Annotated in this window: 20 protein-coding genes; 9 read left to right on the top strand and 11 right to left on the bottom strand. The window is 57.4% G+C overall.

Annotated features, from left to right (window positions below; genetic code table 11):
• Positions 1–13: 13 nt before the first annotated feature.
• Positions 14–517 (bottom strand): hypothetical protein, encoded by a 504-nt coding sequence (locus tag ACN22W_RS20100; protein WP_419689137.1) that lies wholly within the window; start codon positions 515–517, stop codon positions 14–16.
• Positions 518–711: 194 nt separating this feature from the next.
• On the bottom strand, positions 712–825 hold the full coding sequence (locus ACN22W_RS20095) for an HNH endonuclease (RefSeq protein ID WP_419689136.1): 114 nt from the start codon (positions 823–825) through the stop codon (positions 712–714).
• A 299-nt stretch (positions 826–1124) separates the two neighbouring features.
• Between ACN22W_RS20095 and ACN22W_RS20090 the strand changes: the two genes are divergently transcribed.
• Both ACN22W_RS20090 and ACN22W_RS20085 read left to right on the top strand, forming a co-directional pair.
• The gene (locus tag ACN22W_RS20090; protein WP_419689135.1) at positions 1125–1400 is read left to right on the top strand and encodes a hypothetical protein; all 276 of its coding nucleotides are present in this window, start codon (positions 1125–1127) and stop codon (positions 1398–1400) included.
• Positions 1401–1508: 108 nt separating this feature from the next.
• Positions 1509–1790, top strand: a complete 282-nt coding sequence (locus ACN22W_RS20085) for a hypothetical protein (RefSeq protein ID WP_419689134.1) — start codon at positions 1509–1511, stop codon at positions 1788–1790.
• 137 nt (positions 1791–1927) lie between these two features.
• Here ACN22W_RS20085 and ACN22W_RS20080 read toward each other — a convergent pair whose 3' ends face one another.
• Genes ACN22W_RS20080 through ACN22W_RS20065 form a run of 4 tightly spaced genes read right to left on the bottom strand, consistent with a single transcriptional unit; the run spans position 1928 to position 5323 of the window.
• Positions 1928–2326, bottom strand: coding sequence for a hypothetical protein (locus ACN22W_RS20080; RefSeq protein ID WP_419689133.1), 399 nt, complete (start codon positions 2324–2326; stop codon positions 1928–1930).
• A 10-nt stretch (positions 2327–2336) separates the two neighbouring features.
• Complete coding sequence (locus ACN22W_RS20075) at positions 2337–3416, bottom strand: helix-turn-helix domain-containing protein (protein WP_419689132.1); 1080 nt, start codon at positions 3414–3416, stop codon at positions 2337–2339.
• 5 nt (positions 3417–3421) lie between these two features.
• The gene (gene dnaB / locus ACN22W_RS20070; protein WP_419689131.1) at positions 3422–4789 is read right to left on the bottom strand and encodes a replicative DNA helicase; all 1368 of its coding nucleotides are present in this window, start codon (positions 4787–4789) and stop codon (positions 3422–3424) included.
• A 27-nt stretch (positions 4790–4816) separates the two neighbouring features.
• Positions 4817–5323, bottom strand: coding sequence for a phage regulatory CII family protein (locus tag ACN22W_RS20065; protein WP_419689130.1), 507 nt, complete (start codon positions 5321–5323; stop codon positions 4817–4819).
• Positions 5324–5413: 90 nt separating this feature from the next.
• Between ACN22W_RS20065 and ACN22W_RS20060 the strand changes: the two genes are divergently transcribed.
• Positions 5414–5614, top strand: coding sequence for a hypothetical protein (locus ACN22W_RS20060; RefSeq protein WP_419689129.1), 201 nt, complete (start codon positions 5414–5416; stop codon positions 5612–5614).
• 180 nt (positions 5615–5794) lie between these two features.
• Here ACN22W_RS20060 and ACN22W_RS20055 read toward each other — a convergent pair whose 3' ends face one another.
• The gene (locus ACN22W_RS20055) at positions 5795–6034 is read right to left on the bottom strand and encodes a Cro/Cl family transcriptional regulator (protein ID WP_419689128.1); all 240 of its coding nucleotides are present in this window, start codon (positions 6032–6034) and stop codon (positions 5795–5797) included.
• An 85-nt stretch (positions 6035–6119) separates the two neighbouring features.
• Between ACN22W_RS20055 and ACN22W_RS20050 the strand changes: the two genes are divergently transcribed.
• The 5 genes from ACN22W_RS20050 to ACN22W_RS20030 all read left to right on the top strand — a co-directional run bounded on the left by ACN22W_RS20050 (position 6120) and on the right by ACN22W_RS20030 (position 8983).
• Positions 6120–6521 carry a hypothetical protein gene (locus ACN22W_RS20050; RefSeq protein ID WP_419689127.1) on the top strand — a complete coding sequence of 134 codons (402 nt, stop codon included), beginning with the start codon at positions 6120–6122 and terminating at the stop codon, positions 6519–6521.
• A gap of 528 nt (positions 6522–7049) precedes the next feature.
• Positions 7050–7190 carry a hypothetical protein gene (locus tag ACN22W_RS20045; protein WP_419689126.1) on the top strand — a complete coding sequence of 47 codons (141 nt, stop codon included), beginning with the start codon at positions 7050–7052 and terminating at the stop codon, positions 7188–7190.
• Positions 7191–7330: 140 nt separating this feature from the next.
• Positions 7331–7537 carry a hypothetical protein gene (locus ACN22W_RS20040; RefSeq protein ID WP_419689125.1) on the top strand — a complete coding sequence of 69 codons (207 nt, stop codon included), beginning with the start codon at positions 7331–7333 and terminating at the stop codon, positions 7535–7537.
• A 258-nt stretch (positions 7538–7795) separates the two neighbouring features.
• Positions 7796–8620 (top strand): ParB/RepB/Spo0J family partition protein, encoded by an 825-nt coding sequence (locus ACN22W_RS20035; protein ID WP_419689124.1) that lies wholly within the window; start codon positions 7796–7798, stop codon positions 8618–8620.
• Positions 8621–8644: 24 nt separating this feature from the next.
• Positions 8645–8983 (top strand): helix-turn-helix transcriptional regulator, encoded by a 339-nt coding sequence (locus tag ACN22W_RS20030; protein ID WP_419689123.1) that lies wholly within the window; start codon positions 8645–8647, stop codon positions 8981–8983.
• A gap of 39 nt (positions 8984–9022) precedes the next feature.
• On the opposite strand, the gene ACN22W_RS20025 is transcribed toward ACN22W_RS20030, so the two are convergent.
• The 3 genes from ACN22W_RS20025 to ribA all read right to left on the bottom strand — a co-directional run bounded on the left by ACN22W_RS20025 (position 9023) and on the right by ribA (position 13216).
• Positions 9023–10828 (bottom strand): NACHT domain-containing protein, encoded by a 1806-nt coding sequence (locus tag ACN22W_RS20025; protein ID WP_419689122.1) that lies wholly within the window; start codon positions 10826–10828, stop codon positions 9023–9025.
• 241 nt (positions 10829–11069) lie between these two features.
• Positions 11070–12344, bottom strand: a complete 1275-nt coding sequence (locus ACN22W_RS20020) for a tyrosine-type recombinase/integrase (RefSeq protein ID WP_419689121.1) — start codon at positions 12342–12344, stop codon at positions 11070–11072.
• 221 nt (positions 12345–12565) lie between these two features.
• On the bottom strand, positions 12566–13216 hold the full coding sequence (gene ribA, locus ACN22W_RS20015; RefSeq protein WP_129515272.1) for a GTP cyclohydrolase II: 651 nt from the start codon (positions 13214–13216) through the stop codon (positions 12566–12568).
• A gap of 169 nt (positions 13217–13385) precedes the next feature.
• Here ribA and ACN22W_RS20010 point away from each other — a divergent pair, with 169 nt between their 5' ends.
• The gene (locus ACN22W_RS20010; protein ID WP_048247270.1) at positions 13386–13847 is read left to right on the top strand and encodes a CBS domain-containing protein; all 462 of its coding nucleotides are present in this window, start codon (positions 13386–13388) and stop codon (positions 13845–13847) included.
• A 154-nt stretch (positions 13848–14001) separates the two neighbouring features.
• Here ACN22W_RS20010 and ACN22W_RS20005 read toward each other — a convergent pair whose 3' ends face one another.
• Positions 14002–14331, bottom strand: a complete 330-nt coding sequence (locus ACN22W_RS20005; RefSeq protein WP_048247268.1) for a DUF4148 domain-containing protein — start codon at positions 14329–14331, stop codon at positions 14002–14004.
• Between the last annotated feature and the right edge of the window lie 120 nt (positions 14332–14451).

The raw sequence follows: 14451 nt of genomic DNA, 5'->3' as shown, positions 1-14451 counted from the left end.
CGGACGGCCGGCGTCAGGCGGGCAAGCTCGTCGGCCTCGAGCGCGCGTGGTCGAGCAGCTGGTCGAACAGATCGTCCTGCGGATTCGGATCTTCCATCTTCGATTTCGCGATCAACATCGAAGGCGTCGTCAGGCAGGCTTCCGGTAGACACTTGAGCAGCCCCTCTTTCAGCGACTTCGCCGCGTAATAGAGTTGATGCGGCTGCGTATGACCGTTCGGCGTCTGCACCATGAACGATCCGTGATTGATCTTTTCGAAGTCGCGCAGCTGCAGCTCGACCTTCACCCACCGGACGAAGTCAACGCAGACGATCGACAGCGCAATGCCAGCAGTGCGGTGCGGCACGCCCTCCGCGCGCAGCGCGAGGCAAAGGTAATCCCAAACCTTGCGGTGCGCGGACTCGAAATGCACCCCGGGCGGCGGCGGTGGCGATTCAATCGCCTTTCCAACGCCGCCGCCAGACGCGCGCGACTCGTCGGCACCGACAACGTCGGCAAACGGTTGATTCGGAATCATGTGAGGCTTCCCGTAAGCGAGCCGACAAAAAACTCATCTCGCGTTGCGCGATCGGCTCTATGGGGCGGCTGTCTTACCCCCCCCTCTTCAAAAAGTGGTCCGCGAAAAAATGCGGCTGAACGTTCGGTCCCGAGCAAAGGGCCGGAAAAATAAAACCACCCCCCCTCGGTTCCCGGGCGGCGGCCCGCGCCAAGTCATCGTCGACCGCGCCCGCGTGCAGCCTCGATCGACGTCTTGGCGTCGTGACACGGTTTGCAGATCGACTGCAGGTTGGTCAGCTCGTCGATTCCGCCTTCGGCTTTCGACACGATGTGGTCGACCGCGACGGCGCGTGCGATTCGGCCCTTCTTCCGACACGGCACGCAGAGCCCGTTGTCGCGCGCAAGCGCTTCGCGGCGCAACTTACTCCACGCTGATCCGTAACCTCGAGCATGACGTGAACCGCGCAGGCGATCCGACTGCCATCCGACCGCATCGCCAGCATGCTCCGCGCAATACCCGGGCGTCTTGACCAGTCGGCCGCATCCGTAATGCCGACACTGCGTCGGCGCCTTCCTATTCCTAGACACGATATGATTCCCCCTTCACCAACCACACGAGAGGCCAAATGGAAGACCAGCAACAAATAAACAAGGATATTCTCAACTCGCTGCAGGCTGCTGCAGAGAACCTTGCTGTAGTGAACGGGAAAGTTACGGCGCTCGCCCTGGTGGTTCGACTCCTCGTCGAGCAAAACGAAAACAATCCAACATTTGTCGCCATGCTCAAGGCCATGATCGACATGCCATTGGTCGACGACAGCGAGGAAGCGAAGCACATGGGCGAGATTGTCAAAGCGCAACTCCGCGATCTCGCTCCATCGAGCATTACCGGAACCAAATAACCAAGCGCCAAAGCAAAAAGCCCCGAGGCAGTCGCCATCGGGGCTAAATCACGCTACCAATCTGACAGAACTCAACCTGTCCATCACCACATCAACGGGGGTAACTTCATGCACAACGACGACCAGCAAGCCATCAACAGAGAGGTTGCAGAAGCGCTCAACGACATCACAACTAGGATGCATCACGCAGCGGGAGAGAAATATGCAGTTAATTCGCTGCTTGCGATTTTTGCTCTCCTGCATCGCGATAACCCGGCGTTCGTAAAGCTGGCACGAGAATGCTCCAGCCCAGCAGCGATGCAAGGCGAAGGTGCGTCGGAGGAAACTATCGCCGCCTACTACGGCACCCTCAAGTCGATTCTCCCTCCAAGCTGTTACGCAGGCGAGTAAGGTCACTAGAAAACATAAAGCCCCGACGCTTTCGCTGTCGAGGCTTCGTGATTATTCCGGGCGTCAGAGGGCCCGGGGAGTGCCCGAACTCTACTCAGCTTTCGCCGGATCAAATTGTGGATCGAAGTGTAGAACAGCTATTTCGAATTCGCAACATCATTCTGCATTCGCGCAATGACGTCGGCGATCCGCACATGCTGACGGACCGCCTCGCTTAGCTGTTCTTCGATTGCCTTGCGCGCGTGCGACAGTGCGAAATCGAATACCGAGTGAGGACGCACCTTAATACCTAACCGCCGACAGATCATGGCGGGCCGCGCGTTCCACATGTAGTGCATGCGAAGTAGCTGCTTGTCGAGCGGCATCAGCCGACGCCACGCCTTCTCGACCAACTCAGCGTCCGCAACGTCCACGTCGCTCGCAACGGTTTTCCCCGCGGAATTCGGGAAATAGATGCTTGCCACCGTTCCATCGGAATGCCCTTCGCCGTAGCTATACGCGCGCGCCCAATTTTGGAGTCGTTTTTCGATCGTCATAGTTTCCCCGTCATTCTTCGTAAAAACCGATGTGCTTTCGGCAATAGCCGCGCCGCGACGCGCCGGCACCAATGAGAGTTGTTGCTGGATTTGTGCAACGGCAACCCGCTTCGACGTGCGCACACTGGCGATCGTCAACACCGGAAGACGCATGACTCGCCACTGCGTCAGGCGCCGACGCTGTGGCCTTTGATTCGAGCGCCGCGTTGCGCCGGCGCCTCAATTCCTCCCAGTTCTTTCGCAGGCGTGCCGGCGACGTAATGACTCGTTTCCAGAACTTGTCGCGCATCGCGTAACCCACGAGCCTCGCCATGGCATCGAAGGACCGACCGTCGTCTCGAATCATCGCCGCGACGTCGGCCTCCCACTGCTCGAGATTCGGAGCGAGAAATCCAGGATCGTCATCGCGAAGCTTGTTGAGCATCCACCGAGCGAATGAAAAGTCCCCGTCACATGGTTTTTCTCTCTGATCGCCGCTGCCTGTGCTAACCACCGTGGTTTGATATAGAGAGGGTTTACTCAAATTTCTGTTTACTGGGTAGTTAGTTGGAACGTGGTGCCAGGAACTATCCACCGGATCTGTAAGATCTGCCCCCTGTGCCCTTTCACTGGCACCACGTTCCGGAACCGCAGCGGAGTTACTGGCACCACGTGCCAGCGGTTCGCCAGACTTACTGGCATGTGGTACCGAGCTGCCTACTTTTTGAGCAACCTCAGCACTACGCTTCGGGCCTCCGACCGCCAGCTCATCATCGGCCGCAGCGAGATCGAAATCGATCGCATCACGCTGTTGGAGCGCAACGTCCTCCGGAACTGACAGCCGATAGTGCGCATGCGCCCACTTCCGATCCGGCCGGCGCGAACGCCAACTAGTCAGCCATCCAAACTTCACCGCGATGCCAAGATGCTTCGTCACGGCCCGAATGGACAGCGTCGCTTTCTCTGCGATAGTTTCGAGCGACGGCCAGCACGTGCCATCCATCCCATTTGAATATTCCGCCACGACGAATAGCACGAGCTTCGTCGTCGACGGCAGCGCGCTGGACATCATTGCGCGGCGCCAAGAGTAGAAAGGAGAAACGGTTTTCATACAGGTCAATAACTTGATGCCGGCTCGGCGAAATTCTCGAACCGAGTCGTTGCGTTCTGGAATGCGAGCCGCACGGTGCCGATCGGCCCGTTTCGTTGCTTCGCAATGATGATTTCGGCCGTGCCGCGATCCGCGCTATCCGGGTTGTAGACCTCATCCCGATAAATGAAGAGGATCACGTCGGCGTCCTGCTCGATCGCACCGGATTCGCGCAGATCGGACATGACGGGTCTTTTGTTCGGACGGTTTTCGAGACCACGGTTGAGCTGTGACAACGCGATGATCGGCACATCGAGCTCTTTCGCGATTTGCTTCAGCGCACGCGATATTTCCGCAACCTCGGTAGCCCGCATTTCCAATCCGCCGCCGTCACCCGACATCAACTGCAGATAGTCGACGACGATCAATCCGAGCTTGCCGCACTCACGATATAGGCGACGCAGCTCTGACTTGAATTTCGACGGCGTGATGGCCGCGCTATCGAGGATGTGCACGGGCGCATCGGCCATCAGTTCGACGCCTCGAGTGAGGCGCGGCCAGTCGTCGTCCTCGAGCCGGCCCGTACGCAGCCGGTTTTGGCTGATACGCGACGTCGACGCCAACATGCGCATGGTCAGCTGCTCGGTCGGCATTTCCAGCGACAGGACGCCGACGGGCAACCTCGACACGATCGCGACATGCTCTGCGATATTCATTGCGAGCGAGGTCTTTCCCATTGACGGCCGCCCACCAACGATAATCAGCTCCCCGCCGTGCATGCCGTCGAGCCGGCCGTCTAAATCCACAAATCCGGTCGGCGTTCCGGTGATTCCGCCACGGTCCTCACGGTGGAATAGCTCGTCGATGCGCTCTACTACGCGCGTCAGCGCCGGCTGCATCGGCTGGAAACTGTCCGCTGCGCGCTGGCCGCGATCCGAGAGGCGCAGAAATGCCGCCTGCGCCGTATCGATAATCTCAGTCGCTTCACGGCCATTCGTGTTGTGGCATTGATCAATCACGGCACGAGCCGCCCGCACCGCGCCGCGCAATTGCGAGCGCGATCGAACTATGTCTGCGTATCGGCCCAGATTCGCCGAGCTCGGCGTCGAATTGACAAGATCGTTGAGGTATCGAAGAGGCTCCGAAACCTTCGAATGCGTCGAGCGCAACTGCTCGAAAACGGTTAGTACGTCAGCCGGGCGCGAGCTGACGATCAGATGTTGAATTGCTGTGAAGATCACGCGATGATCACCGACCGTGAAATCGTCCGCGGACAGCTCCGCAGCGACCAGGTCGTATGCGCCGTTGTCGAGCATGAGCGCGCCTAGCACTGCCTGCTCGGATTCTACGGACGCAATTACCCCGCGCGCCTCAGCCTCATGGCTGGCGCCCATTGTTTCCCCAAATTTTCTGGAAGCGCGTTAGCGCGGATTAACGACCAAGGCTCGCGCAGTACACACGGCGACCTCGATTTGACGCTGGCTTTCGCGTGCGGCACGCTCGATCGCCTCGACCTCGTGCCGCTCGATGATTCCGTCCTCAACGGCCTTGTGAATTTCTTCAGCGAACCGGCCTGCGTAGCTGCTAACCACCAGCGCGGCCGACACAAGCGCGGAGATATCCGTGCTGTTCTCGCGATGGATGGGCGCGCCGGCCACCAGGCCGAATCGAGCATTCAAGGCGTGCAGTGAATCGAGTGCATGGGGTTGATTTTTCTCCTGCATCCACTCGATCAACATTTCGAACATCTCGCCCGTGATGCGCGCACCCTCGACCTCGCGCAACTTCAGCCGCAAAGACTCCCCCGTAATGTGAATCCCTCGCCGTTCACTCAAATAGCGAGCCGCGTCGCCGACCTTCCCTGGTGTTTTTGAGACCGATTTGTAAAGCACGTCGGTCCATTCGGAATCGCTGTATTGGTGAGCCATTTTTACCCTTGAATTTCACCGTTTTTCATGCTGTTAACCACGCGCCGGATCGAATACCATTCATTCACTCGATCAACGGAGCCGGAACCTATGGAAGCAAACCACCCCTACGATTTCCGCTGCAATTTCTGCGGGTTCGTTCGCAAGGAGACCATTGAACGTGCGCTCAATGGGCGCTTGGATCCGCCAGTCTGGTGTCCTGAATGTCGTCGGACGATGGGACTCGATTACGACGATCTCGAAAAGCAAGCAAAAAAGGCGGGACTGATACCGATCGACGACGGGGAATGACGCGCCCATCCTCGCCGACAACGAAATCAGGTTCGGTGCCGGTGCGGATTAATCGGCGCATATACGCCTCCTGAAGCCGATCGACCCATCGAAAGTTATGGTGATACGCGAGTCGCGCAATCGGGCTGCGATGATGGATTAGCAGGCTTCGGACGACAGACCAGCGCGAGCGGGGACGCGTCATGCAGTCTCCTTTCGATTGGCGAGTTCCGGCCAGATATCGGGAATCACGTCCGCGGAGAAGAGATCAACTCTCCGGACCTGGCCATCGGTTTCTCGCTCAATCGGCCAACCGAACGGGATCGGCACGGGCCTTTTCTTGTTTGCCCATGCGCTGAGGTCAGACGCATGAGCACCGATAGCAGCGGCCAATTTAACGAGTCGACCGCGCTCGGCATCGAGATAGGTTCTGAGGTCCATCCCGGAACTTTAGCGAAACGCAAAAGGTTTGTCTATAGCGTTTCGCGCATATACGGCTTTAGCGTTTTGCTATTGAATTGCAGACATGAAGGACATTGACCAAATCCGACGCGACAACCTCAAGATCATCGAATCTGAGCATGGTGGGCCAGCCGCCGCCGCTGCCGCCATCGGTATGTCTCACTCGCAATTTACCAACCTGCGAGATGGCGCCAAGGATTCGAAGACGGGCAGGGCTCGCGGTATGCGCGCCGTGACGGCGCGTAAAATCGAACAGAACATCGGCAAACCGATCGGTTGGATGGATACCGACCACTCCGTCGCCGCGTCTGCGAGTTCTCCAGCTGATATTCCTGCTGGCTGGAGCCAGCTCAACCCCGGCCAACGCGCACAGGTTGAATCGTTTATCGGCTGGCTCCTAACGCAATCGACTTCTCAACCCACGACTTCCACGTCAGGAAGCAAGCGATTCGGCAAGGGCGGGTAATGCCGCGTCCTTGTAACCGGGCCGTGGCTCAAGGCAATAGTCCGGAAACAACCAGTCGCAAGTCAAAATCAGACCGTCGCCATCGTCGGCCAAACCCATCACCGGCGGTCCAGCAAGTTCGCACTCCCACCTCCCGTCGAAATGTATCTGAACCACCTCAACGATGCGCCCAACAAGGGCCCCGTTGGGCGACCACACGACCCTCGCAACATCCCCCGGCCTGCATCGTAGGCATTTAATCAGTTCTTCTTTCATCAACAGCCCGCCTCATTAACGCCACAATACTGTATGTATGTACAGTAGTTTAATCAAAAAGACAGATTGCTTTCAACAACTGTCAGTCTTGCCGGGATGCCTCCCAACGTACGAGCTCTTTCCACTCGGCCGCGCAACCTGACATCCCGCGTCGCCATTCGGCATTACAAATTTAGCGCGCGCTTTCGCGTTTCGCTATAGACAAAGCTTTCGCGTTTCGCTAAAGTCCATCTCGTCGCAGCATTGCCGCTGCAAACGACAGACGAGGCACTCATGCATATCCCCCTGTTCCAGTGCAGCGAACTTTCGCGCCCGAAATCGCGTGCAATGCGTGCGCGCAACTGGCACCCGCTCATCGCACTCTTCGTGCTCTACCTGATCGCCAGCGCGATCGCCCCGGAATTCAGCATTTGAGGTTCGCATGAATAAGCCCATGCCCCTCTGGAAAATCGTGCTGCTCTGGCTCGCCGTCGGCGTCGGTTGCGTCGCGTGGACTTACACCAGCAAAGCGTCGGACTGCTCAAGCCCCGGCGCGTATAGCGCGTGAGCAGACCATGCAGAAAGCTCATCTGCCAACCCATCTACTTCGCGTCGAGTGGCAATTGCTACGTATGCGCGGCGATTTTGATATCGCGATTCAACGCGAAAGCGTTCGCCAAACGCTCGAATCGTCGGCGCGTGCACGTGAGACTCGCGAGAAACGACGCGCAGCTACTCGCGCGGACATCAAACGCCTGCAGGCTGGCGACGCGAAGGACTGATCGATACCCCACTGCCACTTCCTCCGCACGCATTGCGTGACACGCAAATGCCTACGGCGACACCCCGACCGTTACGAGCGCTTGCCCGCTTGTCGCGTGTGCGACTGACTCGGATACCTCGTGAACCGCTAGATCAGTCGCGGGAACACGACACTCATGCTCTGTGACTGTGTCGGCCACTGGTCCTCCAACGGTCGCGGCACCTGCGCCGGTACTGAACACCACGAATTCCACTAATCCTACAAGCGAAAAATAACCATGGCGAAAAATTCACTCGATGCCTATGGCGCTGCCGGTAAAACGAATCTGCTGTATTTCGATCCGGAAAAATTGGTACTGGTAACGGACAAGACATCCTCTCTTTTCGATGAGCGCGTTCATCTGCCTGTCGACGAAATGATGGCGCACAACATCGACTACCAAGGCATTACAACTCCGATCGAGATCTCGAAAAATCCTGAGACCGGCGATGTCGAAGTAGTACTGGGCCGGCAGCGCGTCAAAGCCTGTCGACTCGCGAATATATGGCGCAAGGAGCGTGGCGCCCCGCCTCGCCAGGTGCCAGCGGTCGTGTTCAAAGGCAAGCGCGATCATGCCCTCGATGCGATTGTTAGCGAAAACGAACACCGTCGCGCAGACACGCCGCTCGGCCGCGCCGAGAAGATGCGGCAGCTGATGGCGCTTGGCCGCGGTGAAGATCAGGTGGCGATGATTTTCAACTGCAAAGTTGCAACCGTGCGCTCGACACTCGCCTTGCTCGAATGCTGCGCGGACGTACAGAAAGCGGTCGACGGCGGCAAGGTTCCCGTAACGCATGCGGTCAAACTGGCACGACTCAAGCCGGACGCGCAGCGAGATAAGGTGCGCGAACTCGTCAACGTAGCTGACACGAAGAAGGGGCACGAAAAGTCCCGAGCTCAGCGTGAAGTAATGGGACACGCGGAACGCCGGATGAAAACCCGCAAACAGATCACTGCGGAGCTGCAGAACAGTACCGGTGAACGTGCTGCCGCCCTTCGGTGGGTTCTTAGCATTGAAAGCGGCCGGGACACAGTTGATCGCGTTATGCCGAAACATGACTGAGCGGCGCACCAGCCAGGAGAAACAATGAAACCGATTTATCTCGACCTGCCTACTGTTGCCACTGCAGTGTCATTATCCGAAGCCACTATCCAAAAACTCGTGCGCGAGCACAAATTCCCAAAGCCGCGTGTCCTGTCCGATCGGCGCGTCGCGTGGCTGACACGCGAGATCGAAACATGGGCGGAGGCGTGTCCGGTGTCAGACCTGGCACCTCCGCGCAATACCGGTCACTGCAACAGACGTCGCAAGATTTGCGCAAGTCAAGACCTGATCTCACGGCCCGCGTCAGATCAGGTCCGAGATGGCCTCGCCGTCACTTCATCGAGAGTCGTCATCGCCCCGCAACGGACGACCGCATTGTGACGAATGCGCTCAATCGCGGCATGCGCTTGCAAAAAACTGTTAGAAGATGTCTTCCTTACGATTCTCGTCCGCTACGTATTTACGTGCCATTTCCAGCTCTCGCTCGATTCTCTGAATTCCTATCCTCAACGAGGTCAAGAATGGATCATATCCAATCTCTTGAGAAATCTCCGAAAGAGTCATCTGGAACGCATCCATTCTTGACTTACGATCCGGGTGCGGACTCGCTGTGTGAACCCTACCCTTAAGCAAAATGTTGCTGTAGGCGTTCAGGTGTGACGAAAATGCTACATTACTCAGCACCTTTTGAATGGTAAATGAACGATCGTGCATGGTATGAGGATCGCTCACGGTGATCATACTTTGCACACGCAAAGCGCCCTCCCGCTCGGACAGTTGCAAACTTACCCCGTTGGTCAGTTTTCGCAAATAGGCTTCTAGCATGCCTGCTTCGCAAGATGCGCCGGACGGGAAGTCCTTCAAGAAATCTTCACAGTCTGGGATAAGGAAAAATTTATTGTATCGGTATTGATCTATTTTCGACAGAAAATTAATTATTTCTTGCCATTTATGGTAATCACCTCTCACCCTCTCATAGAACTTCTGAGCCGCACTCTCATGCAATCGACGAACAAAGGATGCGGCAAAATATTCTGCAATGCTTTTATGAAGGAATGTCATATCGCCGACTCCTTCTTCAAGAAGTAAGCAGGCGACCTTGCTAACGTCGTGTCGGAACGCCTCAAGCTTTGTAGCACCTTCGGTAAAAAATTCTGCAGACCGCTCGAATGTCGACGCAAACTGCTCGGCAGTAAGACTCCGGGTCAACCCCGCTTGCGCACACATGAAACAGAACGTTTCGAATAGTTTCTGCAGTGTTCGCTCTCCAAGTCCAGTCTGAAGCTTCCGCTCAAAGCCGGGTTTCGTTTTGTCGTGCCGAGTGAAAACTGTCGCGAACAGCGATTCGAAAAATTCAGCAAGCAGCGGCGGGATGGAGTTCTCGGATTTATATACCATTACCGTTAACGTCAACATTAATGGCGTTACGATAAGTTCAGATATTTCGTTTGGGCTTTCAGAAATAGCGATTGCAATTTCATTGGCTCGAACGCGCGTCAACCCGAGCTTACTAAGGAATGGCAGGTGATCCTCTACCCCTATTTTTGCCAATCGCAAGACCTCGAACGGTGCACACTTTTGTATGTCGCAATCTGGCCGGGAGGTTACCAAAACGACGATGCTCTCATACTTTTCGATAATTAATTCTAGCTCCCTTACGACGCTCGAGATCAGCAAATTGTCGAGCTCATCAAATCCGTCGAGTAAAAGGGCGATTTTTCCAGTCTGCGCGAGGAAATGAAACGAGTCGGGCGTAGCCTCGATCTCGTACGTCTTCATCTCAGCAAGAATGTAGTCCATCAGGTCTTTACCTGGCTTCACTGATCGAAGTTCAATGAAAATGGGTAACCTACCGCTGCCGCTTTCGGATAATTCCTGTATACAAAGGTATCGCAGGAACATAGACTTTCCCTGCCCCACGATTCCCTCTATAACGACTGTACTAGCACCAAGGCCGTCGAGATTCTCAACTTTTTTCTTTCCACCATTGGATGAGATAGCCGCCGGATAGTAAAAATCCCTGATCAAAACCTCTTTTTCAAATTGCCAGAGAGTCTTTACGGATTCAATCTTGCAGATTTTCTTCGCCAGTCGCTTCGGGAACTGGGACGCTGCCCAGTTATCAAGATAAGTGGCACCTGTACTTTTTGCCTTCGTGTACAAGTCTTTTACCAACGGCGCCAGAATCCTAGCGCCGGTAGCTACCGTCGCGACTGTTACTGTCATTTGTCCACCAGTTATTGATAGCGATTTTGTTGTTCTACCCGAGTTTAGGTAGGCAGATTGCCGAAAGGAGCTTTTCCCTCGCGTCGATAGCGGTGTAGCGCCGACGCTTCTTTGCTTGCCAGGGGGCAGCGCGGCGTGGTTCGGCAGACAGATTGTCGACGATGTTGGCGAGCGTGTCGAATGGCCACTGAGTCAGACGATCTGACGCTGCCTGTTCGGTCTAGTCTAGCCTTTGACACCTTTACTTCGCCGGATAACGGAGCGCGAGTTCTTCAAGGAACTGCGACAGGCGCGTGAGCCACTCTCGGCGCTCGCGATCATAATGGTGCCGGTTATACACACCGGCCACCCCGGGTTGAATATGCCCGAGTACCGCCTCCGCGACATCATGCGGGCACCCAAGTACGGCAAGCATCGTCCGGGCGGTCCTCCGCAAATCGTGAGGCGACCAGTGCGTCACCGGCAGCCGAGGGCGATTGTGACCGGGTACCTGCTTGCAGTATGGCTGATGGTAGTACACGCCGTGCGAAATCACGGTCTGCTTCATCATTTCACCGGCCGACGTCGGGAACAGAAAGCCATTCACCGCCTGCTCTTTACGCCGCCGAACGATTACCTCGGCGCGGCCGATGAGTGGCACTCGCAAATCCGCTGCCTTTGATCGCCACGAGTTCTTCGTCTTTTCCTTTGGCACAGTCCACCAGAGACCGTCCGCCTCCTCGGCGATCTCGTGCGACTCCATTGAAACGATTTCTCCTCCGCGGGCACCAGTCCATAGGTACAGTGTGACTGCGTCCGACACCGCTAGGCTAATGTTCGGAAGCCAGCGGAGCAGCGTGCCGATCTCGCCCTCACTCAACACGCGCTTTTTCGTGCCCATGGCGACCCCGTCGATTGTGCGTCCCTTGCTGCGAAGCTTCCCGCGCAAGATCATTCGCCACCAGTTCGGCGTGCCGTCAGGCAGCCGGCCTGCGTCCATCGCATGGTCCCATGCGCCACCGAGCTCCATGCGGAGCCGGGCCGCAAGCGCAGGCGTCGCTCGGTAGGAATGTAGGAACTCGAACGCCTGCGCACGAGTGATTGAGGCGGCAGGTAGAGCTGCAATCGGCGCCAACATTGCCTTGAACATGCGCGTCACCTCAATCACCCCCTTCTCTTTCCGATTGGGCTCCAGGTAACCGCCGATGTAGTCGAGGCTCACTTGCTTGACCGTATATGCGTCGATCGCACGCGTTGCCGCGATCACTTGGCGCTTCTCTCGCTTTTCGGCCGCAGGATCGGCTCCGCCATCGCGCGCCGAGCGTTTCTGTTCCCATTCGGCGATCGCAGCAGGGAATGCCATTGCTGGCCACTCGCCCAGCTTCACCTGGCGCATGCGGTCGTCGATAGGCGACTTGTAACGGTAGATCCACGAGCGACGGCTTTCGCTCGCCTGTAGGCGCAGGCCTGGAAAGCCGTCAAAGGTCAGGTGCTGCCCTGGTGGCAGCTTGCTTGCAGTGCGGGCGTCGAATCTCATGCGAAACTAGCGTAAGTTTTCTTCGATGGCCGACCGATCAGCGTAACTTTCTCGACCAGCCCCTGGAAATGCTACGCCAGAGTGCCAAGTTTCCTTACGTTTCGTCAAGTGATGATGCGCCTCAACGAAAAAGCAACTTTTCGCTCTGAGCCTTTACTGACAGGGCTCTCGCGAATTTCCGCCTTAAAAATCAAGGGGCTCCGCAGAGCCCCTTTATTACGTTACTCGTTTTCTTCGAAGTAATGTCCGAACTTCATCTGCTTCGTGCGGATATAGCGCTCGTTTTCCTCGCGCACCGGCACTGCAAGCGCCACGCGCTCACAGACAGGAATGCCGTGCTTCGCGAGCGTGTCGAACTTCTCCGGGTTGTTGCTCATCAGCCGCACCGACGTCACGCCGAGGATCCTGAGGATCGCGGCGGCCGAGTCGTATTCGCGGGCGTCGTCGGGCAGGCCGAGGTCGAGGTTCGCCTCGACGGTGTCGCGCCCCTGCTCCTGCAGCGCGTACGCGCGGATCTTGTTGCTCAGGCCGATCCCGCGGCCCTCATGGCCGCGCAGATACAGCAGCACGCCGCGGTCTTCTGCCGCGATGTAGCGCAACGCGAGATCGAGCTGTTCGCCGCAATCGCAGCGGTACGAGCCGAACACGTCGCCGGTCAGGCATTCGGAATGCAGCCGCGTCAGCACGGACTGCTCGCCGGCCACGTCGCCCATCACGAGCGCGAGATGTTCGGCATCGCTGCCCGATACGCGGAACGCGTATGACGTGAACGTGCCGTAGCGCGTGGGCAGCGACGCCGTGGCGACGAGCGTCACGCACTCGTCGGCATGGCCATTGCCCGGCGTGGGCGATTGGGGACGCGAAGACATCATGAATTCAATCGAAACGTTCAGGAATGTAGGACTTGTGTGGATAGTACGTGACCGGAGTTTACCGCTAATCTGGAAACGTCACGCGACTGCCGCCGCCCGCCCGGCTATACTGGGGCTCATCGGGTGACACGCAGCACGCCTCGCATCGACCTGCACACGGAGAAAGCGAATGAGCACGACTGTCGCGCAGATTCTCAAGGCCAAGCCGGATTCGGGCCGCACCATCTACACCGTCAAGAAAACCGATTACGTCTACGACGCCATCAAGCTGATGGCGGAGAAGGGAATCGGCGCGCTGCTGGTCGTCGACGGTGACGACATCGCGGGCATCGTCACCGAGCGCGACTACGCGCGCAAGGTCGTCCTGCAAGACCGTTCATCAAAAGCCACCCGCGTCGAGGAAATCATGACGGCGAAGGTGCGCTACGTCGAACCGTCGCAATCCACCGACGAGTGCATGGCACTGATGACCGAGCACCGGATGCGCCACCTGCCCGTCCTCGACGGCGGCAAGCTGATCGGCCTCATCTCGATCGGCGACCTCGTGAAGAGCGTGATTGCCGATCAGCAGTTCACGATCAGCCAGCTCGAACACTATATTCACGGCACGCCCGCGGTTACGTCCGTCTGACCCGCTCCAGCAAAAAAGGCCCAAACGCGTTAGCGTCTGGGCGGAAAGCCGCCGGAATGCGGCGACGGAGGTTCTGCTCCTGCGGGCGAACGACGCGCGCGGCTGGCGCGCGTCTCTTCGCTCAAATAGTGCGCTCGGGCAGACCCGGGGACGTTCAGTTACCGAAATAGACCGAGTTCACGGGGTTCGGTGCTTCCCGCGTCATGCGACGGCCTGCTTGGCCGGCACCCGTGGCCACCGCACCGTAGCCGCTCGTATCGGCCTGCGCGAGCATCGGCTGATTCGGCTGGATCCGTTGTTCGGCGGCCTGGATGTTGTTCGGGTATTGCGAATCGCTCGCCAGCGGCTTGTAGCCATTCTGTTCGAGTTGCACGAGTTCGGCCTTGACCTGATCGCGCGTCAGCCCCTGTTCGGACTGCGCAAACGATGCGATCGGAGCGGCAAGGACGGATGCGGCGATGGCTGCGTAGATGATCGACTTCATGATTTACCTCCGGAATATGTTCTCTTTTGACGTCGCCTCGGCAGGACTGTCTGAAGCGAATGAATCCAGTGTAGTGCGCGTCATTCCAAGGGGAAACCCTTAGTTTGAACATACAGCGTT

Source organism: Burkholderia theae, assembly GCF_048565265.1.
GTDB lineage: Bacteria > Pseudomonadota > Gammaproteobacteria > Burkholderiales > Burkholderiaceae > Burkholderia > Burkholderia theae.
This window is presented reverse-complemented; position numbering and strand designations above follow the sequence as displayed.

Excerpts from the sequence above, each read along its gene's own strand:
- ACN22W_RS20060 (WP_419689129.1), top strand. The coding sequence starts at position 5,414 with ATGGAAGCAAACCACCCCTACGATTTCCGCTGCAATTTCTGCGGGTTC.
- ACN22W_RS20100 (WP_419689137.1), bottom strand. The coding sequence starts at position 517 with ATGATTCCGAATCAACCGTTTGCCGACGTTGTCGGTGCCGACGAGTCG.
- ACN22W_RS20020 (WP_419689121.1), bottom strand. The coding sequence starts at position 12,344 with ATGAGATTCGACGCCCGCACTGCAAGCAAGCTGCCACCAGGGCAGCAC.
- ACN22W_RS20065 (WP_419689130.1), bottom strand. The coding sequence starts at position 5,323 with ATGGCTCACCAATACAGCGATTCCGAATGGACCGACGTGCTTTACAAA.
- ACN22W_RS20055 (WP_419689128.1), bottom strand. The coding sequence starts at position 6,034 with ATGGACCTCAGAACCTATCTCGATGCCGAGCGCGGTCGACTCGTTAAA.
- ACN22W_RS20075 (WP_419689132.1), bottom strand. The coding sequence starts at position 3,416 with ATGAAAACCGTTTCTCCTTTCTACTCTTGGCGCCGCGCAATGATGTCC.
- ACN22W_RS20035 (WP_419689124.1), top strand. The coding sequence starts at position 7,796 with ATGGCGAAAAATTCACTCGATGCCTATGGCGCTGCCGGTAAAACGAAT.
- ACN22W_RS20025 (WP_419689122.1), bottom strand. The coding sequence starts at position 10,828 with ATGACAGTAACAGTCGCGACGGTAGCTACCGGCGCTAGGATTCTGGCG.
- ACN22W_RS20050 (WP_419689127.1), top strand. The coding sequence starts at position 6,120 with ATGAAGGACATTGACCAAATCCGACGCGACAACCTCAAGATCATCGAA.
- ACN22W_RS20005 (WP_048247268.1), bottom strand. The coding sequence starts at position 14,331 with ATGAAGTCGATCATCTACGCAGCCATCGCCGCATCCGTCCTTGCCGCT.
- ACN22W_RS20080 (WP_419689133.1), bottom strand. The coding sequence starts at position 2,326 with ATGACGATCGAAAAACGACTCCAAAATTGGGCGCGCGCGTATAGCTAC.
- dnaB (WP_419689131.1), bottom strand. The coding sequence starts at position 4,789 with ATGGGCGCCAGCCATGAGGCTGAGGCGCGCGGGGTAATTGCGTCCGTA.
- ACN22W_RS20030 (WP_419689123.1), top strand. The coding sequence starts at position 8,645 with ATGAAACCGATTTATCTCGACCTGCCTACTGTTGCCACTGCAGTGTCA.
- ACN22W_RS20010 (WP_048247270.1), top strand. The coding sequence starts at position 13,386 with ATGAGCACGACTGTCGCGCAGATTCTCAAGGCCAAGCCGGATTCGGGC.
- ribA (WP_129515272.1), bottom strand. The coding sequence starts at position 13,216 with ATGATGTCTTCGCGTCCCCAATCGCCCACGCCGGGCAATGGCCATGCC.
- ACN22W_RS20045 (WP_419689126.1), top strand. The coding sequence starts at position 7,050 with ATGCATATCCCCCTGTTCCAGTGCAGCGAACTTTCGCGCCCGAAATCG.
- ACN22W_RS20090 (WP_419689135.1), top strand. The coding sequence starts at position 1,125 with ATGGAAGACCAGCAACAAATAAACAAGGATATTCTCAACTCGCTGCAG.
- ACN22W_RS20040 (WP_419689125.1), top strand. The coding sequence starts at position 7,331 with ATGCAGAAAGCTCATCTGCCAACCCATCTACTTCGCGTCGAGTGGCAA.
- ACN22W_RS20085 (WP_419689134.1), top strand. The coding sequence starts at position 1,509 with ATGCACAACGACGACCAGCAAGCCATCAACAGAGAGGTTGCAGAAGCG.